This is a genomic window from Streptomyces sp. NRRL S-337, from assembly GCF_000720175.1.
In the GTDB taxonomy this organism is placed as follows: domain Bacteria; phylum Actinomycetota; class Actinomycetes; order Streptomycetales; family Streptomycetaceae; genus Streptomyces; species Streptomyces siderophoricus.
The window spans coordinates 178,347-202,483 of sequence record NZ_JOIX01000003.1 but is presented as its reverse complement, the minus strand read 5'-3'; the positions used below and the strand labels follow the sequence as shown (position 1 = coordinate 202,483).

The following is a 24,137-nucleotide window of genomic DNA, read 5'->3' as shown; positions in this document are numbered from 1 at the left end:
GGTCGCTGACCGGTATGCCGAACGCAGGCTATGCACAGCGGGGTTCGCCGGGCAATGGTGGGGACGGACCGGCCGCTGCGCAACCCATTGACACCCCTGTCGGGAGCTGACTACGGTCACGCCACCATTTCGAACGAGTGACGAAATTTCGAACGACATGGAGGGCAATTGCCGTGCGCATCACGGGAATCAGCACACACGTCGTCGGAACCCCCTGGCGCAATCTCACCTACGTACTCGTCCATACCGACGAGGGGCTGACGGGGGTCGGCGAGACCAGGATGCTCGGCCGTACCGATGCCCTGCTCGGCTATCTGCGCGAGGCGGAGGCGAACCACATCCGCGGATCGGATCCGTTCGCGGTCGAGGATCTGGTCCGGCGCATGAAGTACGGGGATTACGGGCGGGCCGGCGAGATCGTGATGTCCGGGATCGCCTGTGTGGAGATGGCCTGTTGGGACATCAAGGGCAAGGCACTCGGGGTTCCGGTGTGGCAGCTCCTCGGCGGCCGGGTCACCGATCGCGTGATGGCGTACGCCAACGGCTGGTACACCACCGAGCGCACCCCCGAGGCGTACCACAAGGCGGCACAGGAAGTGGTGGCGCGCGGCTACCGGGCCCTGAAGATCGACCCGTTCGGGACCGGCCACTTCGAGCTGGACCACCAACAGACCTTGTACTCCGTGTCGTTGATCGAGGCGGTACGGGACGCCATCGGCCCGGACACCGAGCTGATGCTGGAGATGCACGGCCGGTTCAGCCCGGCCACGGCGGTCCGGCTCGCCCGCGAACTGGCGCCCTTCCGGCCCGCCTGGCTGGAGGAGCCGGTGCCGCCGGAGAACCTCAAGGCCCTGAAGAAGGTCGCGGACAAGGTGGAGCTGCCGGTGGCCACCGGTGAACGCATCCACGACCGGATCGAGTTCCGGGAGCTGTTCGAGGCGCAGGCGGCCGACATCATCCAGCCGGACCTCGGGCACATCGGCGGCATTCTCGAAGCCCGCAAGCTCGCCGCGACCGCCGAGACGCATTACGTGCTGGTGGCCCCGCACAACGTCGGCGGTGCGGTACTGACCGCGGCCTCGCTCCAACTCGCGTCCTGTACACCGAATTTCAAGGTCCTGGAGCACTTCAACGACTTCGCGGACGCGGACATCACGAAGGTGGTGCGGGGCGCGCCGTCCGTGGATCCGGAGACCGGTTGTTTCGCGGTATCGCACGCGCCGGGGCTCGGCGTCGAGTTCGATCCGGACGCCGCGGCCGCATTCCCGCAGCAGCAGGCGCGCTTCGACCTCTGGGCCGAGGGCTGGGAGCAGAGGCGGCCGCGATGAGCCGAGCGGGCGGCCGCCTGGACGGCCGGGCGGCGAACGGGGATGCGGTGGGGCGGGTCCGCGGAGCGGAGGTCAGCCGGTCGATCGTCGTCGAGCGGCCCCGGCACCATCGGCTGGTGCGCGGCGCGGTGCCCGAGCCGGGGAAGGGTGAGGTGCTGGTGCGGGTCGCCGCCGCCGGGATCTGCCTGAGCGACCGCGAGGTCTATGACGGCCGGCGCGACGCCGGGTACGTCCACTACCCCGTCGTACCCGGTCATGAGTGGTCGGGCACGGTGGCGGCGGTCGGCGCGGGGGTCGATCCGGCGCTGGTGGGGCGCAAGACGGTGGCCGAGGGGTTCCGGGCGTGCCGGGAATGTGAGCGCTGCCGGGCCGGCGAGACCAGCCTGTGCACCAGCGGGTACGCCGAGACCGGGTTCACCGAGCCGGGCGGCTTCGCGGACCATCTCACCGTGCCCGCAGCGCTGTTGCATCCGCTGCCCGACGACGCCGATCTGCGGGCCGCCGCGCTGCTGGAACCGGCCGCGGTGGTCGCCGCGGCGGTGCGGGCCGGGCGGCCGCGGCCCGGTGAGCGGATCGCGGTGGTCGGTGCGGGCACGCTCGGGCTGCTCGCGGTGCAGCTTCTGGCCGCGGCGGAACCCACCGAACTCGTGGTGGTCGATCCGCGGTCCGGGCGCCGCGCCCAGGCGCTGCGGTTCGACGCGAGCGCGGTGTGCACGCCCGAGCAGGCGGCGAAGCGCAACGGCTGCTTCGACCTGGTCGTGGAGACCGCGGGAGCGCGCTCGACCGCGGCCTCGTCCTGCCTGCTGGCCCGCCGGGGCGGCCGGGTGGTGCTCACCGGGATGTTCCCGCCGGGCGCGGCCGGGATCGACCCGGTGCACCTGTCCCTGAGCCAGCTGGAGATCCGCAGCATCTTCGGGGCGCCGTCGTCGGCCTGGTCGTACGCGGTGCGCGCCTTCGGCCGCGGACTGCTCGACCCGGCACCGCTGATCACCCATGAGTTTCCCCTGGAGGGGTTCGCCGAGGCCATCGCGCTGGTCGGCGACGGCGACCCGGGGACGGGGAAAGTGCTGCTGTGTCCCTGATCACTGCCGTGCTTGAGGTGCTGCCGCCCTCCTGAGACGTGCGGTGGTACGGGAGCCGCGCCCGCCCCGTACCACCGCACCCCACGTGCCTTCGTACCCCCCGAGCTGCACAAGGCATCCGCACACCCACCACTCCGAACGCCGTCCGAGATACCGAACATTCGACCATGGGAGCCTCGTGACCGCCCCATCAGAGTCAGAACCCCGTCGCCCCGGCGCCGGTGCCCTCGCCCGCATCGGCCATCCCACTCCCCCGGCCGACCCCGCGGACGCCTCACCGCACACCTTTCCCGACGGCGGCGTCTGGCGTACCGAGATCCCGTCGGTGGAGGGCCCGGAGGCGCTGTCCGTCGTGCTGGAGGAGAGCGCCCGGCTCGATGTGCCGGTCCACCGGATCAGTCAGGGCAGCGGCGTGTGGATGCTCACCGACGGTGAGATCACCGAGATGGCCGGGGCGTGCGCCGCGCGCGACATCGAGCTGTGCCTGTTCACCGGTCCGCGCGGCACCTGGGACATCGGCGGCTCCACCCGCACCTGCTCCGGCGGCGCGGGCCTGCGCGCCCGCGGCCATGATGGCCTCGCGGGATGTGTCGAAGACGCCCTGCGGGCCGCGGAGTTGGGGGTGCGCTGTCTGCTGGTGGCGGACGAGGGCGTGCTGTGGACGCTGCACCGGCTGCGGGCGGCCCGGTACCTGCCCGCCGACACCACCTTCAAGGTGTCCGCCCTCTCCGGGCCGGTCAATCCCGCCTCGTTCGCCGTGTACGAGCGGCTCGGCGCCGACTCCCTCAACGTGCCCTCCGACCTGACCGCGGAGCACCTCACCGAGATCCGGCGGGTCAGCGGTGCCCCGATGGACCTGTACGTCGAGGCGCCCGACGACCTCGGTGGCTATGTGCGGATGTACGAGACGGCCGAGCTGATCCGGCGCGGCGCGCCCTTGTACCTCAAGTTCGGCCTGAGCAACGCGTCCGGCATCTATCCCTACGGCGCGCAACTGCGCGAGCACGCCCTCGCCACCGCCCGGGAACGGGTCCGGCGCGGACGCCTGGTCCTGGACCTGCTGGCCCGGCACGGCGCGGACGGCGGGATGTCACCGCTGGGCGCCCGCCTCCCGGGCCGGCTGCACCGCTTCCCCGTACCGGAAAGGGACTGATCCCATGCGCTCCCGTACCCTCCTCGTCACCGCGAGCGCCGCCCTGCTCGCCGTCTCGCTGACCGCCTGCGGCCAGGAGGCCAGGGGCGGCAGCCGCTACCGGCCCGACCGCGGCGCGGGCGGCACCATCGGCATCGCCATGCCCACCAAGGCGTCGGAGCGCTGGATAGCCGACGGCCGGAACATGGCGGAGCAGTTCCGCAAGGCCGGGTACCAGGCGGACCTGCAGTACGGCGACGACAAGGTCGAGAACCAGGTCGCCCAGCTGGAGAACATGATCGCCGAGGGGCACCGGCTGCTGGTGGTCGCCGCCATCGACGGTTCCGCGCTCACCGACGTACTGCAGCGCGCGCACGACGCGGGCGTCCCCGTGATCGCCTACGACCGGCTGATCATGGGCACGAAGAACGTCGACTACTACGCGTCCTTCGACAACGAACGCGTCGGCCGCCTCCAGGGGCAGTACCTCGTCGACAAGCTGAGATTGGGCCGGCCCCGCAGCGACGCGGGCAAGAGCTACCACATCGAGCTGTTCGCGGGCTCGCCCGACGACAACAACACCCGCTACTTCTGGCACGGCGCCCTCGATGTCCTCACGCCGTACCTGCGCAGCGGGCAACTGGTGGTCGGCAGCAGGCAGACGAGAATGAACCAGGCCACCACGCTGCGCTGGGACGGCGGGACCGCACAGAAGCGGATGGACGACCTGATCAGCAAGAACTACGGCGAGGAAAGGGTCGACGCGGTGCTGTCCCCGTACGACGGCATGTCGCTGGGCATCATCTCCGCCCTCAAGAGCGCCGGTTACCGGGGCGCGGACCTGCCGGTCGTCACCGGGCAGGACGCGGAACTGGCCTCGGTGAAGTCCATCATCCGGGGTGAGCAGACACAGACGGTCTTCAAGGACACCCGCAAACTCGCCGCAAGTGCCGTGCAGATGGGCGATGCCCTGCTCCACGGCCGAAAACCCGAGGTCAACAACACGACCGACTACGACAACGGGAAGAAGACCGTGCCGGCGTATCTGCTGAAGCCGGTGAGCATCGACAAGGGGAACACCGACATCCTTGTGCGCGAGGGGTACTTCACCGCGGGACAGCTGCGGTGACCCGGCCCGTCGGTGAGCCGCTGCCGACGGCCGGGCGACCGCGGCCCGTCCTGGAGATGCGCGCCATCACGAAGACCTTCCCTGGTGTCACCGCGCTCTGTGATGTGCATCTGACCGTACGGGCCGGCGAGATCCACGCCGTCTGCGGGGAGAACGGCGCCGGGAAGTCCACCTTGATGAAGGTCCTCAGCGGCGTGTATCCGCACGGCAGTTACGGGGGCGAGATCCGCTTCGAGGGCGAGCCGGTGGCCTTCAAGGACATCCGGGCCAGTGAACAGCGCGGCATCGTCATCATCCACCAGGAGCTGGCGCTGGTGCCGCAGCTGTCGATCGCCGAGAACATCTTCCTGGGCAACGAGCAACGATCGGCCCGCGGCACCATCGACTGGAACGCCACCTACCGCGAGGCGAGCCGGCTGCTGGAGCGGGTCGGGCTGCGCGAGAAGCCGCAGACACCGGTCGCGGAGCTGGGCGTGGGACAGCAGCAGCTGGTGGAGATCGCCAAGGCCCTGGCGAAGGAGGTGAAGCTGCTCATCCTGGACGAGCCCACGGCGGCGCTCAACGACCAGGACAGCGCTCATCTGCTCGAACTGATCCTCCAGCTGCGCGCCCATGGCGTGTCCGGCATCGTCATCTCCCACAAGCTCAACGAGATCCGGGCGATCGCCGACTCGGTGACCATCCTGCGCGACGGCCGGACGATCGAGACGCTGACGGTGCGTCAAGCCACCTCTACTGCACCGGAATTGTCCGAGGAACGCCTCATCCGGGGCATGGTCGGCCGCGATCTCGACCACCGCTTCCCTGACCGCGCTCCCTACCGGGGCGAGGACGCCGACCAGGTGGCCCTCGCCGTCGGCGGCTGGACCGTACGCCATCCGGTCGACCATCGGCGCACGGTCGTCGACCAGGTGTCGCTCACCGTGCGCCGCGGCGAGATCGTCGGCCTCGCCGGGCTGATGGGCGCGGGCCGCACCGAACTCGCGATGTCCGTCTTCGGGCGCTCCTACGGGCAGTACGTCGCCGGCACGGTGGCCGTCGGCGGCCGCGAGGTCGACACCAGAACGGTACCGGCGGCCATCGCCGCGGGCCTCGCCTACGTCACCGAGGACCGCAAGCGCTACGGCCTGAACCTCCTCGACACCCTGCAGCGCAACGTCTCCCTGGCCTCGCTGCCCCGCATGCGGCGCCACGACGCCGGCCGGCGGCACGGCATGCGCGGCTTCGTGGACGAACACCACGAACGCCGGGTCGCCGAGCACTACCGCACGGCCCTCCACATCAAGACCCCCACGGTCGCCGAGCAGGTGGGCCGGCTGTCCGGCGGCAACCAGCAGAAGGTCGTGCTGAGCAGGTGGATCCACGCCGACCCGCAGGTGCTGATCCTCGACGAGCCGACGCGCGGCATCGACGTGGGCGCGAAGTACGAGATCTACACCGTGATCGGCGAACTCGCGGCCCGCGGCAAGGCGGTCCTCTTCCTCTCCTCCGAGCTGCCCGAACTGCTCGGGATGTGCGACCGGATCTACACCATGGCCGAGGGCCGGCTGACCGGTGAGGTCTCCCGCACCGAGGCCACCCAGGAAGTCCTGATGCGCCATATGACCCTGCGCCGTACGACCAGGAACGGGAGCTGAGGCCCCGCCATGACCACCACCACGACCACTCCCCCCGAGGACCCGCCCGCGTCACCGCCGGCCTTGACCCTGCTGTTCCACCGCGCCCGGGCCAACATGCGCCAGTACGGCATGCTCATCGCCCTGGTCTTCCTCGTCGTGCTGTTCCAGATCTGGACCGACGGCACGCTGCTGCTGCCGAACAACGTCTCCAACCTGATCCAGCAGAACAGCTACATCCTCATCCTGGCCATGGGCATGATGATCGTGATCATCGCGGGCCATATCGATCTGTCCGTCGGTTCGCTGGTCGCCTTCGTCGGCGCGATGGCGGCGGTGCTGATGGTCAAGCACGACCTGCCCTGGGTACCCGCCCTGCTCCTCTCGCTGCTGATCGGGGCGGTCGCGGGGGCCTGGCAGGGCTTCTTCATCGCGTACCTCGGGATCCCGTCGTTCATCGTGACGCTGGCCGGCATGCTGCTGTTCCGCGGCGCGACGCAGATCGTGCTGGAGGGCCAGTCCCTGGCGCCGTTCCCGGACGGCTTCCAGGACCTCGCCAAGGGATTCCTCCCGGAAGTGGGCCCGTACACGCAGTACCACAACCCCACCCTCGCGCTGGGCCTCTGCGCCGTCGTGCTCCTCCTGCTACGGGAATGGCGGCAGCGCACCCGCCAACTCGCCCTGGCACTGGACGTGTTGCCGACGGGTCTGTGGGTGGCCAGGTGCACCGCGCTCACCGCCGCCGTCGTGGCCTTCACCCTGACGCTGGCCAGCTTCCACGGCGTGCCGGTGGTGATGCTCCTGATGGGCGGCCTGCTGCTCATCCTCGGTCATGTGATGCGCAACGCGGTCGTCGGACGGCATGTGTACGCCCTCGGCGGCAACAAGGCGGCCGCGCAGCTGTCCGGCGTCAAGGACAAGCGCATCACCTTCGCCGTCTTCGTCACCATGGGCGTACTGGCGGCGCTCGCCGGATGTGTCTACGCGGCCCGGCTGAACGCGGGTACCCCGCAGGCCGGCCTGAACTTCGAACTCGAAGCCATCGCCGCCTCGTTCATCGGCGGCGCCTCCATGAGTGGCGGCGTCGGTACGGTCATGGGTGCGGTCATCGGCGGCCTGGTCCTCGGTGTCCTCAACAACGGCATGTCGCTGGTCGGCATCGGCACCGACTACCAGCAGGTCATCAAGGGCCTGGTGCTGCTCGCCGCGGTCGGCTTCGACGTCTGGAACAAGCGCAGGGCGGGGCGTTAGGGATCTTCCGGGGGTGCTTACCGCACCGGTGCCGGCGGCGCGGCGTCGCGTTCGTCGAACCGTCCGCGAGCCGTGAGGATTTCCCGGGCGTGCGCCACGGACCAGTCAGCGATGGCGGCGGTGAGCTGCCCGGCCTCGACACCGAGCGCGGTCAACTCGTAGTCCACGCGCGGCGGTACGGTCGGATAGACGGTACGGCTGACCAGGCCGTCGCGTTCGAGGGCCCGCAGGGTCTGGGTCAGCATCTTCTGCGTGATGCCGTCGAGGACCCGCCGCAGTTCGCTGAACCGCATCGGCCGGTCGTAGCGCCGCAGGGCGGCCAGGACGTACAACGCCCACTTGCTGGCGAGCACTTCGACGACGGTGCGCGAGGGGCAGTCACGGCGATAGGTGAGCTTCCAGTCGGCCCGGCCGGCTTGATCACCTTGATCAGCTTGATCGGTTCGGTCGGTTCGGGATCGGGCAGTGGTATCCATGAGGTACCTAGATATCAAACAGGTGCCTACTTCACAACGGGTACCGCCTTCTTCCAGGATGGAGAAGTGGCCGACCGGCCACGGCGGAGCGGGTGTGGGGAAGGCGGAGAGATGAGCGGCGGCATGCGGGCGGTCAGCCAGCGGGTGTTCGGCGGCCCGGAGGTACTGGAGGTCATCGAGACCGAGCGGCCGGTACCCGGGCCCGGCGAGGTGCTGGTGCGGGTGCATGCCGCCGGGGTCAACCCGGCCGACTGGAAGCGGCGTTCGGGCCTGCTGGGCAGGCCGGGCGAGCCGCCGTTCGTCCTGGGACTGGACCTGTCCGGCGTGGTGGAAGCGGTGGGCGGCCAGGTGACGCGATTCCGGCCGGGCGACGCGGTGTTCGCAGCCGTGCTGCCACCGCGCGGCACCTATTCCGAGTACGTGGCCGTACCGGAGGAGTTTCTGGCCTTCGTCCCACCGGGCCTGGACCATCTGCACGCCGCGGCGCTCCCGACCGCAGCGCTCGCCGCCTGGCAGCCGCTCGTCAAGATCGCCGGCGTCCAGGCCGGTCAGCGGGTGCTCATCCACGCGGCGGCCGGCGGCATCGGACATCTCGCGGTACAGATCGCCAAGTCCAGGGGCGCCCATGTCATCGGCACCGCCCGGCAGGACAAGCACGACTTCCTGCGCGGGCTGGGCGCCGACGAGCTCATCGACTACACCACCGTCGACTTCGAGGAGGTGGCGCGCGACATCGATGTGGTGCTGGACCCCATCAGCGGCGCATACGGTCCCCGCTCGCTGGCCACCCTCACCCCACAAGGGGTGCTGCTCGACATCAGAGGCACCGGGCCGGATCGCACTGCGATGAGGGAACGAGCCGCCGAACTCGGCCTGCGTTACGCGGAGTTCGGCTTCACCCCTTCCGGCTCCGACCTCCAGGAGATCGGCGAGCTGGTGGCACGCGGCGGGCTGAAGGTCGTCGTCGACCAGGCACTTCCCCTGGAGGGGGCCGGCAAGGCACATGAGCTCAGTGCGACCGGCCGCGTCAAGGGCAAGATCGTGCTCGCCGTGCGCTGACGCCGGTCGCCTTGGCCCGGACAGGTGTTACGCGGAGTGTGGCGACGGCTCGGTCTCCGTGCGGCCCAGGAAGCGGCGCACGGCCCAGGCCAGCGCGCCGAGCGCGAAGCCGTACACGGCGACCAGACCGTGGCCGTTCTCCTGCGCGAGCCACATCACCAGGCCGAGCACCGGGACGGCGATCGCGAGGGCCTGCTGCTTCCTGACGCGGGTGCGGGTCAGGAGGGCCAGGGCCAGGGTGGCGCCCAGGAAGTAGGTCGCGCCCGAACTGCCGGCGAAGTTGCGCGGGTCCGTGCTGGAGCCGCCGCCGATTCCGAGCAGCGCGTCGAGGTGCTCCGGCAGGAGGATGCCGGCGACGAAGAAGCCCAGGGTCAGCGTGCCGCCCCAGAGCCACTGCGCGAGCGTGGCCGCGAGGGCGAGGGTCGCGATGTTCCAGAGGGCGCCGCCCGGGCCGCCGTTCTGCAGGAAGACCGAGGTGAACACCCGCCACCAGCCACTCTTGGCGGGGTCGTTGTCGAGGGCGGCCATCGCGCCCGACCAGCACAACTGGAGGACGACGCCGGCCACCGCCAGTGCGCTCAGGGCGATCGCTGCCCACGGGACGGGGCGCCCGCACAGCGAGTCACGTCCGACCGCACCGAGCCCGCTGTTGATGATCATCACCATCAACGCGGCCGTGGTCACGTTGAAAAGCAGCTCGTCCATGTCCCGCCCCCTGCAACACCGTTCGAAATGGTCGGCCGGAGGCTAACACAGCTTTCGAACAGCGTTGGAAAAGCTTTACGGTGGGAAGATGAAGCTCACCAAGGAGCGGATCATCGATGCCGGTATGGCCACGTTCGCCGAGGTCGGTTACCACGGCCTGTCCATGCGCCAGGTGGCCGACCGGCTCGGCGCGCACGCGGGCAGCCTCTACTACCACGTGCACAGCAAGGACGACCTGCTCGCCTTGATGGCCGACCGGGTCTGCCGGCAGGCTTACGACGACGGCAGCACCGCGCTGGCCGCCCTGCCGCCCGGGGCGACCTGGCGGGACCGGATCGAGGCCCAGGCCACCACCCTGCGCCAGGCCCTCCTCAAGCACCCGGGTGGAGCGCTCTTGCTGGTCGACAGCCCCAGGATGCTCAGCACCGGCGGCCTGTCCTTGATGGAACGTCTTCTGCACACGCTTCTCGGCGTCGGTGTCCCCGCCGAACACGCCGGCACCGCCGCCGACACCCTGCTGAGCCACATCACCGGCTTCGTCCTCCAGGAACAGAGCGGGGTGCAGGTTCCCCCCGTCACCGAAGAGGTCTACGCGGACCTGCACGCGCGCTTCCCGCTCCTGCTCACGCAGATGCCCCGGCTGAGCCAGGACGAGAAGTTCCGGCGCAGCCTGCACCTCCTGTGCCGGGCCGTCGCCACCCTCGTCGAGGGTGACTCGCCCGCCGCAGCCGACGCGTCGCAGTGACTCCAGAGGGAGTCCGCGAACGGGGCCGGCGACCGCATAGCGGGTGAAGCGCGGGGTTCCGTTCATAAGGGGACATCGATGGCAGTTTTCGGTCAGATTGCGACTCGTGACGTTGCGTGCAGACCGGCGGGGCCTTGATCCGCCGTCGGCCCGACCGGACCTGCCGACGGACCAGGGCGGCACAGACTCCGGACATCCTGTCGTTGCCAGAATCTGGCGGAAAATTTCCGGCGCGTGTGCGTAATTGGTGAAGAAACCCGTCTGAAACTACGCTCTTCGTTTTGACCGGAGATCGTCGGGTCCCCGAATGTCATCAGCATGCCCGTCAGACCCCGAGCCGCCACAAGCGGCCCGCTGCGCATGCCCGAGTTCCGCCTGCTCCTCACCGGAGCCGCGGCCGGACTCTTCGGTTCCCAGGTCACCCTGGTCGCGCTGCCCCTCGTCGCAGTCCTCCGGCTCAACGCGCCCGCGTTCCAGGTGGGTTTGCTCACCGCGGCCGAGACCGCGGCGTTCCTGCTGGTCGGCCTGCCCGCGGGAGCCTGGGTCGACCGGATGCGGAAGCTGCCGCTGCTGATCCGTGCCGATGTGGTGCGGGCCGTGGCCATGGCGAGCATCCCCCTGGCCGCCGTCGCCGGGGTGCTGACGATGGCCCAGCTGTACGTCGTCGCCCTGGTCACGGGTGTGGCGACGGTCTTCTTCGACATCGCCCACCAGAGCTTCGTACCCCAACTGCTGCCCAAGGAACAGCTGGTCGCCGGCAACGGAGCGCTGGAGACCGTGCGTTCCTCGGCACAGGTCGCGGGCCCCGGGCTGGGCGGTGGCCTGGTGCAGCTGCTCGGCGCGCCGCTGGCCATCGTGGCGGACGCCTGCGGCTACGCGCTCTCCGCGCTCTTCCTGTGGCGCATCAAGCGGCCGGAGAGCCTCCCGGAACGCGTACCGGGAGCCTCGCTCCGCAAGGACGTCGGCGAGGGGCTGCGCTTCGTGTTCGGCCACCGTCTGCTTCGGGTGATCGCCCTGGCCACCGGGCTGGCCAACCTCTTCTCCGCCATGCTGATGGCCACCCAGTCCGTCTTCCTGGTACGGGAGCTGGGGCTGGCACCCGCGGCCGTCGGCCTGGTGCTGTCCGCCGCCGCGCTCGGCGGCCTGGCGGGCGCCCTGTGCGCCGGCCCGCTCGCCGCACGGCTCGGCCGGGCCCGGATCATCTGGCTGTCCGCCCTGGTCACCGGGCCGTTCGCGGTGCTGTGGCCGCTGTCCGGGCGCGGCGCGGGAGCGTCGTTGTTCGCGCTCGGCTCCGGCGTGGTCTTCTTCGGGGCGGTCGTCTACAACGTCGCCCAGGTCAGTTTCCGCCAGACCGTCTGCCCGCCCAGGCTGCTCGGCCGGATGAACGCCACCCTGCGGTTCGTGATGTGGGGCACGCTGCCGCTCGGCGCGCTGGCCGGCGGTGCCCTGGCCGATGCGTACGGCGCCCGTACGGCGCTGGTGTGGTGCGCGGCGGGCTTCCTCGCCGTACCGCTGCCGCTGCTGCTCTCGCCGCTGCGGAGGATGCGTGAACTCCCATCCACAGACGGCGAGTTGGGTGCCATCGATGAGGAGTCGGACGAGAGCACCGCCGCCGGTGCCGGTGCCGGCCGGCAGGTCGAGGCCGCCGGGCGCGGTTAGAGCGCGCGCCGCGCCCGAGCCCTCGTCCCCGTTCTCCCCGCCTCCCTCCCCACCTCACTTCTCCCTCCCCAGAGAGGCTTCCGTGCACAGCATCACGAGCCAGTACCTGGCCCGCTTCCGCCGGCTCGACGACAGCGTCGATGGTGCCGACGGCGACGGGGCACCGGCCCTGCTGCCGGTCACCGGTGCTCAGCGGCGCTTCGTCCTCGTACGGGCCATGGACCCGGCCGGGCGGCCCGACCTGGTGCCGATGTTCTTCTCCTTCCCGCGCGGCACGGTGGACCTCGCACGCCTCGCCGCGGCGGCCCGGCGCCTCGCCGTACTGCACCCCGTGTTGCGCGCCCGTCCTGAGGTGCTGCGGGGTACCCCGGTGCTTCGGCTGGGGCCGCCGGAGGTGCCGGTCACGCGGGTCTCCCGTGCGCCGGGTGAGGACGCGGCGGCCGCGCTGCGGCGGGTCCTGCGCGACTGGGCCCCGCAGGGAGCGCCACTGCGGCTGTTCCTGGCGGCGGACGGCCTGGACGGCGCGGCGGGACCGGGCGGACCCGACGGATCGGGAGCCGAAGGGCCACGGGAAGTGCTCGCCGTGGTGCTGGAACACACCGCGTGCGACGGGCAGTCGCTGAACCGGATCGTCGAGGAGCTGGGCGCCGCCTATGCCGCGGGCCGCACGGCGGACGGCCCGTCGCCCGCCGACGCCGCCGCCGAGCTGGACGCCTACCGGGAGGCCGTACTCCTGCAGTTGGCCGCGGAGGAACGGGCGGGGTCGCCGGCAGCGATGGCGTACTGGGGCGACCGGCTCCGCGCGGCGTGCGAACGGGCGCGGTCCACGAACGGGCCGCAGAGCCTGGCGCAGGACGGGCTGCCGAGCGGTTCGGCCGAGCGGCGGATACCCGCTCCGGAGACCGGAACGTCCTTCCCCCATCTGCTCGACGCCTGCCGCGCCGCCGCGGAGGTGCTGTACGGGAAGGGCCACGTGGTGCCGCTCGGCTATCCGTGGGGCGGCCGTCCCTCCGCCGCCGCACCGGTGCTCGGCTGCTTCCTCAACACCGTGGTCTTTCCCACCGCGACGGGCACGGGCCCGGCGACGCCGGAGGAGACGGCCGGCGCGTGGTGGGACGATCTGGACCACGCCGGGACGCCGTTCGACGCGGTGGTGCACGCGGCACGGGCCGCCGGGTCCGGCTGGCGGGGCGGTCTCGACGGGCTGTTGACCGTGGACGACGCCCGCCGGCGGCCCCCGCTCCGGCTCGGCGGGGTCACCGGCCGGGAGATCCACATCGACGGCAGAGCGGTACGCGGACCCTTCGCGGTGTCCGTCACCCAGGGCCCGGAACTGCGGCTGCGCATGGTGTGGGACCGCGCGGTGCACTCCGACGGGACGGCCGAGGACGCCTTCGCCGCGCTGACCGGTGCCTTGGGTGCCCCCGCTGCCGCGGTCGGCTGACCCGGCCATCTGCCTGCCTTCCTTCCCCTCTTTACCTTCTTCACCTCTTTCCGAGCCCGCCCCATCGCTCCTGAAGCCACCTCGCGGCCGGCCGTGTGATCCGCGGCCCGGCCTGCGCACCGCGCGGACCGGCCCGACCATGCCCGGCCGCGCCACTCCGATCCGACCACACATCAAGGACCGCCCATGCTTCCGCTCTCCTCCTCGCAGGAGATCGTCTGGCTGCACGAACAGGTGCAGCCGGGCAGCCGCGCGTACAACTTCACCGCCGCACTCGATCTGTGGGGCACCCTCGACGCCGAGGCCCTGCGCCGCGGGCTCGCCGCCGTCCTCGACCGGCACCCCGGTCTGCGGCTGGAACTCGTCGCCGTCCCCGGCGCGGTACCCGGCCAGCGGGTCGCCGAGGGCTGTGCGCCGCGGCTGCGGACGGTGGACCTGAGCGGGGCGGACGACCCCGACCGGGCCTTCGAGGAGCTGCTGCGCACCGAGGCGGAGACGCCGCTCGACACGTATCAGGCGCCGCTGCTGCGCTGGACGCTGGTCCGGCTGGCGGAGGACCGGCACCGGCTCATCCACGTCGAGCACCATCTGATCCACGACGGCCACTCCTTCGCGATCCTGCTGCGGGACGTCTTCACCGTCTACCGGGGCCATGTCCTGGGCGAGCCGGTCGAGTTGCCCGCCGCGTCCTCGTACGCCGATCACGTCCGGGTGCAGCGGGAGAGCGGTGCCGCGGGCGACGAGGAGCGGCGGGCCGGCCTTGAGTTCTGGACCGGTGAACTGCGCGACTTCTCCTACGACATGCCGCTGCCCGGGCTGACCCGGCCGGGGTCGCGGCGCCGCCACCACGGCGGGCAGCTGCGCCAGTCGATCGGCGCCGACCTGGCCGGCCGGCTGCGGGAGCACGCCCGTGCGCGCGGTCTGACGCCGTTCGCCGCGCTGCTGGGGCTCTTCGCCGAGCTGCTGCGCCGGCACAGCGGCCGCACGCAGATGGTCATCGGCACCGCGGTCGGCAACCGCCCGCGCGGGTTCGAGGACGCGGTGGGGATGTTCGTGAACACGATTCCGCTCCCGCTCCGGCTGGATCCGGACGCACCGGCCGAGGAGTCCATGGACGAGGTGACCGACACCCTGATCCGTGCGCTGCCGCACCAGGAGGTGCCGGTCCAGGAGCTGACCCGGGCGCTCGGTCTGCACACCTCGGGTGCGGACAACCCGCTGTTCAGCGTCATGTTCAGCGCCCACGACGCGGAGCTGCCCGAGATCGACGTACCCGGTCTGGACATCACACTGTTCGAGGGCTTCAACACCGGCACCACGCGCTTCGACCTGGACGTGGTGCTGCTGCCGGACGACCGGCGCGGGGTCACACCGCGGCACGGTGCGCCGGGCATGACGCTGGTGTGGGACTACGACGCCGACATGTTCGGGGAGGACGTGGCGAAGCTGCTCGCCGGGCGGTTCCTCGACCTGCTGCGGGCCTACCTCGACGCCCCGGGCACCGTCCTCGCCGACCTGGCGCTGCCCTCGGCTCCCGAGCCGGTCCAGGCCGGCACGCCCCTCACCCCGGCGGCCCAGGACGGTGCCGACCGTGACCCGCTGGACCCCGCCGCCGCCCATGACCCGTCGCTGCCGGCGCTGCTCGTCGGCGCCCGCCGGATCACCTACGGCGACCTCGACGCGCAGGTGGACTCGCTGGTGGAGCGGCTGGGCGCCGCGGGGGTGACGGCCGGTCAGCCGGTGGCCGCCGTGCTGCCGCGCGGCCTCGACTCGGTCGTGACGCTGCTGGCGTGTCTGCGGAGCGGAGCGGTGTACTGCCCGCTGTCGCCGTCCGATCCGCCGGCGCGGCTGGAGCTGCTGCTGGAGCGGCTCTCCCCGGCCCTGGTACTGACTCCCGCCGAGGCCCCGGTCACCGGCCCGGCCGGCCCCTCCGTCCCTGCCGGTCTCCCGGTGGCCCCGGTCGACGCGCCGGTCCTTCCCCGGGCCCGGCAGGCGGAGGTGGTGCCCGGCGCCTCGTACATCATCCACACCTCGGGCTCGACGGGTGTGCCCAAGCCCGTGGCCGTCGGACGGGCGGCGCTGGCGAACCATCTGACCGGCGCCGCCGAGCGATTCGGCCTGGCGCCCGGTGACCGGGCGCTGCTGTTCGCCCAGCCGTCGTTCGACGTGGCGCTGGAGGAGGTGCTGCCGTCGCTGTACGCCGGGGCGTGCCTGGTCGTGCCCGAGTACGAGGTGCCGACCGGGGCCGAGCTGACCGAGCTGCTGACCACCGCCAGGGTCACCGTGGCGAACCTGCCCACCAGTTACTTCCTCGCCACCCGTGACGACATGGCCCCCGCCCTGCGCGACGGCCGGTGGACGCCCCGGCTGCTGGTCCTCGGCGGGGAGCGCCTCCCGGCCGAGGTGATGCGCGCCTTCCTCGCCGACACCGACGCCACGGTGCTCAATGTCTACGGCGTGACGGAGGCCGCCATCAGCTCCACCGTCCACGAGATCACCCCCGACGGCCTGGCCGAGGGCGCGGAGATCCCGTTGGGCACCGAACTGCCCGGCGAGCGCATCCACGTCCTGGACGCCGGGCGCCGTCCGCTGCCGGACGGCGCGGTCGGCGAGCTGGCGATCGCCGGGGCCGGGCTCGCCGAGGGGTACGTCGGCAACCCGGAGGCCACCGCCGCCCGGTTCGTCACGGTCGACGCGCTCGGCGGGGAACGGGTCTACCTCACCGGTGACCTCGGCTACCGGGGCCGCGACGGGCTGCTCTACTTCCTGGGCCGCCGGGACAACCAGGTCAAGCTGCGCGGCTACCGCATCGAGCTGGAGGAGGTGGAGGCCGCCGCGTCGGCCGTGCTCGGCGGCCGGTCGTGCGCCGTCGTCCTGGAACGCGAGGCCCCCGGTGGGCCCCGGCTCGTCGGCTTCCTGGAGAACACCGGCCCGGACGCGAAGGGCACACCGGGCGCGGAGTGGGACGAGCAGGCCCTGCACACGGAGTTGAGCCGCCGGCTGCCGGCCGCTCTGGTGCCGGGGCGGTGGGCACGCCTGGACGTACTGCCGAGGCTGGCCGGCGGCAAGCCGGACCGGGTGGCGCTGTCCCGTACGGCCGCGGCGCTGGAGCCGACGGTTCCGGTGGAGGCCGCGGCTTCTGCGGCCCCGGCCGGGGAGGGCGACGCCACCGGTCCGGTGTCCGACGACCCGATGACGGCGCTGCTCGCCGACGGCTGGCAGGAGGTCCTGGGCCACCGCCGCTTCGACGCGACCTCGCACTTCTTCCACGTCGGCGGTCATTCGCTGCTCGCCGCCCAGCTGTCCGCCTGGCTGGAACCCCACCTGGGCGAACGCCCGCCGTTGCGGCTGCTGTTCCGCAACCCGGTACTCGCCGACCAGGCCGACGCCCTCGCGGCGTTCGCCGCCGCGCCCACGACGGCCGCGGCTCCTACGACCACCACGGCCACCCCCGTCGTGACCCCTGTGACTGCCGCGACCACTGCGACGGAGGCGTGATGCACCCGACCTCGACCCCGACCCTCCAGGCCCACCAGGTCTCCCCGGCCCCCCAGACCTCCCGGGTCCAGGACGGCCCGCTGAGCATCGCCCACGGCGCCACGCCCGCGGCCGGCGCCCCGGCCGGTGTGCTCTCCCGCTTCGCGGAGTGGACCGCCCGTTCACCCGAGGCGCCCGCGGTGATCGACGGCGCGCACACCTGGACGTACCGGGAGATCGGCACCGCCGCCGACGCGGTGGCGGATGCGCTCCGCGACCGGGTCCGGCCCGGCGACCTGGTCGGCGTCTGCCTGGACCGTTCGGCCGCGCTGGTGGTGACCGCCGTCGCGCTCGCCCGCCTCGGCGCGGTCTACCTGCCGCTCGGCCCGCAGCCCGGTGAACGCCGTGTCGGGACCGTCACCCAGGACCTGGACATGGCCTGTCTGATCGGCGATCCGGTGCTGTTGCCGCCCCGTTTCCGAACCTCCGGGCAGGGGGAACGGAACCAGGCGGGACCGGTCGACCAGGTGGTGCTGCCCCTGCCGGTGGTGGGTGCCAATGCCCCGGCGCAGGCCGTCGCGGCGTTCGCGGACGGACCCGGCGCGGGAGCCCGTCGCGCGCCCGCCGAGGCGTTCTACGCCGTACTCACCTCTGGTTCCACCGGCCGTCCCAAGGCGGTCGCGGTCGCCGAGGCGGCCCTCGGCACCCTGCTCGACTGGTACCGCGCGGAAACCGGTCTGGCCCCGGGCGACCGCCATTCCCTGCTCATCGGCGTCGCCTTCGACCCGCACGTGCTGGAACTGTGGGCCGGGCTGACGTCCGGCGCCGCGCTGGTACCCGCGCCGGACGAGGTCCGCTGGGACTCGGAGGTGCTCACCGACTGGTGGCGCGATGCCGCGGTATCGGTGTCGATCGGGGCCACCCCGATGATCGAGCCGCTCCTCGACCGTCCTTGGCCCAGCGGCCTGACACTCCGTCACCTCATCGTCGGCGGCGACCGGTTGCGCCGCCGCCCGGCCGCGGACGTGACGGCCACCGTCCACAACGCCTACGGCCCCGCCGAGGCCACCGTCATGGCCACCTCGTACGCCATGCGCGGCGCGGACGCCGCCAAGACGGAGGACGCGGAGAGCGCGCCGCCGATCGGCGGCCCGGTGCCGGGCGTGACCGTGGTGGTCACCGACGACGACGGCCGCCCCGTACCCCGCGGCACCGAGGGCGAGTTGCGGCTCGGCGGGCGGTGCCTGTCGCTCGGCTACCTGGACCCCGAGCTGACCGCCCGCCGCTTCACCACCCCGCCCGCGGACCTCGCCCTGCCGCCCGGCGTGGACCGGCTGTACCGCACCGGGGACCGGGTGCGGATGCGGGCCGACGGGCTGCTGGAGTTCCTCGGACGCCTCGACGACCAGGTGAAGATCAGCGGCGTGCGGATCGAACCGGCGGAGGTGGCGGCCGCGTTCGAGCAGGACCCGGCGGTGCGCAGCGCCGTCGTCGTCGCACCCCGGACGCCCGACGGCCGCACCCGCCTGGTGGCGTACGTACGGCCGGCCGGCGGCGCCACCCCGACGGCGGAGGGTTTGCTGACGGCGGTCCAGGCCTGGCTGCCCGAGCAGGCCGTCCCCTCGGCCGTAGGCATCGTCGACGCCTTCCCCCTGGACGCCAACGGCAAGGTGGACCGGCCGGAGTTGGTGCGCCGAGCGACCGAGGAGAGCGTCTCGCCGGTACCGCCCGGTCCGCCCGGCCCCGGTTCGTCCGGCCCGGCAGCGCCGTCCGAGTCGGAGGTGCTCCCCGACGGGTCCACCCCCGGGGAACGGCTGGTGCTCGGCACGGTGCGCGATCTGCTCGCCCGGCCGGAGACCACGTTGGCCGAGAACTTCACCGCGGCGGGCGGCACCTCGCTGATCGCCGCCCGTCTGCTGACCGCCGTCCAGCGGGAGACCGGCGTACGGCTGCGTGCTCCGGAGCTGCTCCGCCAGCCCGATCTGCGCGCCGTGGCAGCCCTGGTGGACGCCCGCCGGGCAGCCGCGGACGTGGACCCGAAGCCGGGGCGGGACTGAGATGACCGTCCCGCTGTCCCCGCACCCCGACGACACCTGGAAGGAAGGGCCCGTGCCCACCGAAAGCACCCTGCCGAGCGAGCCCGCTCCGACCGGCCTGCCGGCACTCGTGGCGCGGCACGCCGAACGGACCCCGGACGCCCTGGCCGTGGCGGACGGCGACACCACGCTGACGTACGCGCAGCTGGTCCGTGCCGCCCGGGCGCTCGCCGGGCATCTGCGCCGGCGGGGAGTCCGCCGGGGTGACGCCGTGGCGCTGCTGACGCCCCGCTCGGCCCGTACCGTCATCGCCCAGCTCGCGCTGTGGTGGGCCGGTGCCGTCTGCGTACCGCTCGATCCGGTGCACCCGCGCCCGCGGAGCGAGGCACTGGCCGCGGAGGCCGGCGTGACGCTGACCGTCGGGGACGCCAAGCTGCTGGAATCCGCCGCTCCGCCCGGCCCGACCCTCGCCCTGCCCGACGAGCCGCAGGTGGAGGAACCGCGGCTTGACGCACCGCAGGCCGAGGGCACCCAGGCTGACGGGCCCCTCCCCGACGCCGCCGCGTTCATCATGTTCACCTCCGGCTCCACCGGTCGCCCCAAGGGCGTGGCGATCGCCCACCGCGCGATAGCCGAGCTGGTCAGCGACCCGGCGTACCTCACCCTGACGCCCCGCGACCGGGTGCTGTTCCATTCGCCGCTGACCTTCGACGCGTCGACCTTCGAGGTGTGGAGCGCCCTCGCCAACGGCGCCGCCGTCGTGGTGTGCACCGTTGAGCGGCCCTCGCTGGAGGACCTGGCCCAGCAGGCGGAGCGGCACGGCGTCACGGTGGCCTTCTTCACCACCGCGCTCTTCCACCAGCTGGCGGTGCGCCGTTCCCGGATCTTCGCGCCGCTGCGCACGGTCGTGGTCGGCGGCGAGGCGCTCGCCGCGCACCATGCCCGCGAGGTGCTGCGGGCGTTCCCCTGGCTGGAGTTGGTCAACGGCTACGGGCCGACGGAGACGACGACGTTCGCCACCGCCCACCGGGTCACCGCCGCCGACTGCGCCGGACAGATACCGATCGGCCGTCCCATCGCCGGAGCCACCGCGCACGTCCTGGACGAGGCCGGCCGGCCGGTCCCGGACGGCGAGCGGGGCGAACTGTGGGTCGGTGGCAGTCGGCTGTCGCTGGGCTACACCGGCCGTCCGAAGCTGACCGCCGAACGCTTCACCACCCACCCCCGGTGGGGCCGCCTCTACCGCACCGGCGATGTGGTCTCCCGACGCCCGGACGGTGTGCTCGACTATCACGGCCGCACGGATGACCAGGTGAAGGTGCGCGGCTTCCGGATCGAGCCGGGGGAGGTCGAGTACGCGCTGCGGGAGCAGCCGGAGGTGGCCGATGCGGCCGTCACCGTGCACCGCCCCGCCCCCGACGACGCCCGGCTGGTCGCCTTCGTCGTCGCCGCACCCGGTCCCGTCCCCCGGCCGGACGCCCTGCGTGACCGGCTGGCCGCGGCCCTGCCCGCCCATCTGGTACCCGACGAACTGACCGTCGTCGCCGACCTGCCGCTCAACCCCTCGGGCAAGGTCGACCGCCGCGCCCTGGCCGACCTGCTCTCCGCGAACGGGGCCGAGAGCTCAGGTAGTTCAGGTGTTTCAGGTGGTTCGGACGAGTCGGACGGGGCGGACGGGTCGCCGACGGCTGCTCCGGACGGACCACTGACGCCACTGGAGCAGGCAGTCGCCGACGTCTGGAGCCGTTCCCTCGGCTGCGAAGTGACCCGCCCGGACGCCGACTTCCTCGCCCTCGGCGGCCACTCGCTGCTCGCGCTCGCCGTCACCGACGACCTCCGCGAGGAACTCGGCGTGGAACTGTCGCTCGCCGACTTCTTCGGCTCCCCCACCGTGGCCGGCCAGGCCGCCTTGGTCGAGCGGGCGTTGCTCGCCGCGCACGGTGATCTTCACCCGCACGCCCCGGAGGACACCGATGGCCACTGACCGCCCCGCCGCCCCCTCCTTCCAGGAGGAGCTGCTGCGCCGGGCCCGGGAACGCGCCGCGGCCCGGCCCACCGCCCGCCCCGATTCCGCCGACCGCGGCCCGGCACCGCTCTCCCGCGCCCAGCACCGCATGTGGCTGATGGACCGGCTCGGTCACGACGGCGCCTCGTACAGCGTGCCGTTCGCCACCCGGCTGCGCGGCCCGCTCGACGTCGACGCGCTGGCCTCCGCGCTGACCGAGCTCGTCCGCCGGCACGAGATCCTGCGCACCCGTTACGTACAGCGGGACGGCGAGCCGTGCCAGGAGGTGCTGCCGGCACCCGAGTCGTTCGCGGTGCCGGTGGTCCCGGCCGACCCGGCGGACGCCCCACCGCTGCTGGCGGCGGAGGCCCGCCGCCCGTTCGACCTCGCCGCGGGGACCGTGCCCCGCGCACTCGTCCTGCGACACGGCGCCCAGGACCACACCGCGCTTCTGACGTTCCATCACATCTCGCTCGACGGGCCGTCCCTGGAGATCGTGGCGGAGGAACTCGCCGCACTGTACGAGACCGCCGTCCGTCCTCGTGAAGCCTCCGCTCCGGCCCCCGGGTCCGACCCCGCACAGCCCTCGTCACTGCCACTGTCGAAGCCACAGCCGCAGGCCCCACCGCCCCAGTACGCCGACTTCGCCCGGCACGAACACCGAGCCGCGGCCGACGGCCTCGACGAGGGGCTGCGCCACTGGCACGCCCTCCTCGAAGGCGCCGCTCCCCCACGACTCCCCGGCCCCGCTCACCCGCCCACCGACCTCACCGCCCGGCCCACCGGGTCACACACCACACCGCTCGACCCGGAGGTACCGGCCGCCCTGCGCGAGCTGGGCCGGCGGCACCACGCCACGCCGTTCACCGTGGCGCTCACCGCCGCCTTCGCCACCCTGCACCGCTGTACGGGGCAGGACGACCTCGTGATCGGCATCGCCGGTACGCACCGCCGGGGAACGGCCATGCGCGGACTGGTCGGGCTGTGCGTCAATACGCTCCCGTTGCGCGTCGACACCTCCGGCGAGCCGTCCTTCAGCACGCTGCTGACGCGGGTGCGTGCCGCCCTGCTCGATGCCCAGCAGCACGCCGACGTGCCGTTCGACCGCATCGTGGACCGGATCGGTGCCGCCGCCCGCGGTGCGGACGGCACGTCCCTGGTGCGGGTGACCGCGGACGTCCTCGGCACCCCGACGACGCTGCGCCTGCCCGGGACGGACGCGGAGTACGTCGAGGTCGGCGTGGGCGAGGCCAAGTTCGACCTCTCCTTCGGCCTGGTGGACACCGATCGGCCGGCCGCCCTGGTCCAGTACCGCCGCGCCGCACTGGACGAGGAGGCAGCCACCGCCTTCGGCGCAACCTACGCGGCCGTCCTCACCGCACTCGCGGCCGCCACGGACGACCTGCCGCTCTCTCACCTTGCCAAGGGTGCCGGCGGTCAACTCCCTTCCGGCCTCGACGCATTGCAGGGCAGCGATGCGCACCCGGCCGAGCGGCTCCTGCGCTGCCACCCCGACGTCTCCGACGCCACGGTGGTCTCCCCTGCCGGTGGCCCGCTGCTCGCCTACGCGGTCCTGCGGGAGATCGGCGGCCCGTCGCCCGCCGAGCTGCGCGCCCACCTGCGGGAGCGCCTGGCGCCCGGCCTCGTCCCGGCCGCCGTCACCCTGCTCGACGTTCTCCCCCGCGCCGCCGACGGCACGGTGGACCCGGCGCATCTGCCCGGCCTCCCCTCGCCGCCCGCACCCGAGGGGCCGCACGCCGACGCCGTACGCGAGGGCTTCGCGGCACTCCTGGGCCGAACGCCGGCCCCGGACGACGACTTCTTCGCCCTCGGTGGTCACTCGCTCGTCGCCGTACAGCTCGCCGAACGCTTGCGTCGCGCGCTGACCCTGCCCCTGACCGGCCTGGACATCATGCAGGCCCGCACTCCCCGCGCGGTCTCCGCCCTCCTCGACGCACGGGCGGCGGAACGCGCCGCCGCATCCCTCCGAGCGTCCACCCGCCCGGGGCGGACCGGCGGCACGGGCCGGACAGCGCCGGCCGGACAGCCGGCACCGCGGGCGGGCCGGGCGCGGAACGGCGCCGTACTGGTCACCGGCGCCACCGGCGGCGTCGGCAGCTTCCTGGTGCAGGAACTCGCCGCCCAGGGGCGCCCCGTACTGGCCCTGGCCCGTCCCGAATCCGCGCACCTGGTCGCGGCGGACGGCGTGGAGGTCGTCGAGGGCGACCTCACCGACCTCGACGGGCTGCGCAAGGCCGTTCAGGACGCGGACGCCATCATCCACGCGGCCTGCACCTTCACCCGTCCCGAGGTGGATGTGGCGGCGATGGACGCCATGGTGGACGCCTGGTCGCGGGGCCCGTTCGTCTTCGTCAGCAGCGTGGACGCGTACGGGCATCCCGACGGCGGCCAGGTGGCCGAGGAGTCCCCCTCGTACGAACCGCTCAGCCCCTACGGCCGGGCGAAGCTCGACTGTGAGGCGCGGCTGCTCCGGGCGGCCGGCACCGCGGGGCGGGGCGGCGCGAGCGCGGTCCGTTCCCCGCTGGTCTGGGGCCCGCACGACCGGCTCCGCGACCAGCTGCGCTGGGGCGCCACGGGAGTCCTCTACCAGGCCATCCGCGAGGGCCGGCCGCTGGCCGTGCCCCGCCCGGGCGCCGGCGGTCACGCCTGGTACGGCGCTGCCTGGGTGCACGCCGCGGCGCTGGCCCGAGCGGTGGTGTCCTGCCTGGACGCTCCCGTACACGGCGTGGCCAACGCCATCAGCGGCCATGTCACCTGGCACGACCTCGGCGCCGAGCTTTCCCAACTCCTCGGCGCCACCGTCGACTTCGTGGAATCCGACGACATCCACCCGGACCTCAACCACCACTGGCACTACCACTCCGACCGCCTGGCGCGCCCCCTGCGCCCGCTACCCGGCGAAGACCTCCGTTCCGTCCTCGCCGCGATGATCACCCCGTCCCCGGACCGGAACCCCAGCCGAGCATGAGGCC

At 72.7% G+C, this 24,137-nt stretch carries 16 protein-coding genes; 14 read left to right on the top strand and 2 right to left on the bottom strand.

Annotation, left to right across the window (positions count from 1 at the left end):
- The first annotated feature begins 173 nt into the window (after nt 1-173).
- The 6 genes from IG62_RS0104875 to mmsB all read left to right on the top strand — a co-directional run bounded on the left by IG62_RS0104875 (nt 174) and on the right by mmsB (nt 7,538).
- Nucleotides 174-1,328, top strand: a complete 1,155-nt coding sequence (locus tag IG62_RS0104875; protein ID WP_030797994.1) for a mandelate racemase/muconate lactonizing enzyme family protein — start codon at nt 174-176, stop codon at nt 1,326-1,328.
- Nucleotides 1,325-2,410 carry a zinc-dependent alcohol dehydrogenase gene (locus IG62_RS0104870; RefSeq protein ID WP_078871817.1) on the top strand — a complete coding sequence of 362 codons (1,086 nt, stop codon included), beginning with the start codon at nt 1,325-1,327 and terminating at the stop codon, nt 2,408-2,410. Before IG62_RS0104875 ends, IG62_RS0104870 begins: the two co-directional genes overlap by 4 nt.
- A gap of 178 nt (nt 2,411-2,588) precedes the next feature.
- Nucleotides 2,589-3,563, top strand: a complete 975-nt coding sequence (locus tag IG62_RS0104865) for a hypothetical protein (RefSeq protein ID WP_030797989.1) — start codon at nt 2,589-2,591, stop codon at nt 3,561-3,563.
- A gap of 4 nt (nt 3,564-3,567) precedes the next feature.
- Nucleotides 3,568-4,671 (top strand): multiple monosaccharide ABC transporter substrate-binding protein, encoded by a 1,104-nt coding sequence (gene chvE, locus IG62_RS0104860; RefSeq protein ID WP_030797987.1) that lies wholly within the window; start codon nt 3,568-3,570, stop codon nt 4,669-4,671.
- Nucleotides 4,672-4,727: 56 nt separating this feature from the next.
- Nucleotides 4,728-6,308 (top strand): multiple monosaccharide ABC transporter ATP-binding protein, encoded by a 1,581-nt coding sequence (mmsA, locus tag IG62_RS0104855; protein ID WP_030797985.1) that lies wholly within the window; start codon nt 4,728-4,730, stop codon nt 6,306-6,308.
- 9 nt (nt 6,309-6,317) lie between these two features.
- Nucleotides 6,318-7,538: a multiple monosaccharide ABC transporter permease gene (gene mmsB / locus IG62_RS0104850; protein ID WP_030797983.1), complete on the top strand. Its 1,221-nt coding sequence runs from the start codon at nt 6,318-6,320 to the stop codon at nt 7,536-7,538.
- 17 nt (nt 7,539-7,555) lie between these two features.
- Here the strand turns inward: mmsB and IG62_RS0104845 are convergent, their stop codons facing one another.
- Entirely contained in the window at nt 7,556-7,891 is a 336-nt protein-coding gene (locus IG62_RS0104845) for a winged helix-turn-helix transcriptional regulator (protein ID WP_051797610.1), read from the bottom strand.
- A gap of 234 nt (nt 7,892-8,125) precedes the next feature.
- On the opposite strand from IG62_RS0104845, the gene IG62_RS0104840 reads away from it, so the two are divergent.
- On the top strand, nt 8,126-9,073 hold the full coding sequence (locus tag IG62_RS0104840; RefSeq protein ID WP_030797980.1) for an NADP-dependent oxidoreductase: 948 nt from the start codon (nt 8,126-8,128) through the stop codon (nt 9,071-9,073).
- A gap of 27 nt (nt 9,074-9,100) precedes the next feature.
- Here IG62_RS0104840 and IG62_RS0104835 read toward each other — a convergent pair whose 3' ends face one another.
- On the bottom strand, nt 9,101-9,778 hold the full coding sequence (locus IG62_RS0104835) for a hypothetical protein (RefSeq protein WP_030797978.1): 678 nt from the start codon (nt 9,776-9,778) through the stop codon (nt 9,101-9,103).
- An 88-nt stretch (nt 9,779-9,866) separates the two neighbouring features.
- Here IG62_RS0104835 and IG62_RS0104830 point away from each other — a divergent pair, with 88 nt between their 5' ends.
- The 7 genes from IG62_RS0104830 (at nt 9,867) to IG62_RS0104800 (ending at nt 24,133) form a co-directional block, all read left to right on the top strand.
- Nucleotides 9,867-10,523, top strand: a complete 657-nt coding sequence (locus tag IG62_RS0104830; RefSeq protein WP_051797607.1) for a TetR/AcrR family transcriptional regulator — start codon at nt 9,867-9,869, stop codon at nt 10,521-10,523.
- Between the two features lie 318 nt (nt 10,524-10,841).
- Nucleotides 10,842-12,182, top strand: a complete 1,341-nt coding sequence (locus IG62_RS0104825; RefSeq protein ID WP_051797605.1) for an MFS transporter — start codon at nt 10,842-10,844, stop codon at nt 12,180-12,182.
- Nucleotides 12,183-12,264: 82 nt separating this feature from the next.
- Complete coding sequence (locus tag IG62_RS0104820; RefSeq protein ID WP_030797973.1) at nt 12,265-13,626, top strand: hypothetical protein; 1,362 nt, start codon at nt 12,265-12,267, stop codon at nt 13,624-13,626.
- Nucleotides 13,627-13,812: 186 nt separating this feature from the next.
- Entirely contained in the window at nt 13,813-17,124 is a 3,312-nt protein-coding gene (locus IG62_RS0104815; RefSeq protein ID WP_051797602.1) for a non-ribosomal peptide synthetase, read from the top strand.
- Nucleotides 17,124-19,160: a non-ribosomal peptide synthetase gene (locus IG62_RS0104810; protein WP_051797600.1), complete on the top strand. Its 2,037-nt coding sequence runs from the start codon at nt 17,124-17,126 to the stop codon at nt 19,158-19,160. The genes IG62_RS0104815 and IG62_RS0104810 overlap by 1 nt, the downstream gene beginning before the upstream one ends.
- Nucleotide 19,161: 1 nt before the next feature.
- Nucleotides 19,162-21,123, top strand: coding sequence for a non-ribosomal peptide synthetase (locus IG62_RS0104805; RefSeq protein WP_030797966.1), 1,962 nt, complete (start codon nt 19,162-19,164; stop codon nt 21,121-21,123).
- Nucleotides 21,113-24,133 carry a condensation domain-containing protein gene (locus IG62_RS0104800; RefSeq protein ID WP_030797963.1) on the top strand — a complete coding sequence of 1,007 codons (3,021 nt, stop codon included), beginning with the start codon at nt 21,113-21,115 and terminating at the stop codon, nt 24,131-24,133. The genes IG62_RS0104805 and IG62_RS0104800 overlap by 11 nt, the downstream gene beginning before the upstream one ends.
- Nucleotides 24,134-24,137: the final 4 nt, after the last annotated feature.